The following is a 442-nucleotide window of genomic DNA, read 5'->3' as shown; positions in this document are numbered from 1 at the left end:
TGCTGGAAGAAGGCATGATTACCCTGCAGCAACGCGATCAGGCTTTGAAAGAAGAGTTGCATTACGAGCGTTTTGTACAAAACATCGATCAAAGCGCCCTGTACGTTGCCGAAATGGTACGTCAGGAGCTGTTTGAAAAATACGGTGAAGATGCCTACACTCAAGGTTTCAAGGTATATACCACAGTCGATACCGCACACCAACGCGTCGCTACCGAAGCCCTGCGTAAAGTTCTGCGCAACTTCGACCGTGGCAGCAGCTACCGTGGTGCAGAAAACTACATCGACCTGAGCAAAAGCGACAACGTAGAAGAAACCGTCAGCCAATATCTTTCTACACTTTACACCGTCGATAAGATGATTCCTGCAGTTGTATTGGAAGCCTCCCGTAAAGGTGTCCAGATTCAGTTGCCAAGCGGACGTAAAGTGACGCTGAACAGCCA

General features: G+C 48.9%; 1 pseudogene. It reads left to right on the top strand.

What is annotated here, in order from left to right:
- Positions 1-442: pseudogene (locus ACTHUM_RS19835) on the top strand (penicillin-binding protein 1A); the annotation flags it as partial.

The organism is Neisseria sp. P0021.S006, assembly GCF_051956895.1.
This window is presented reverse-complemented; position numbering and strand designations above follow the sequence as displayed.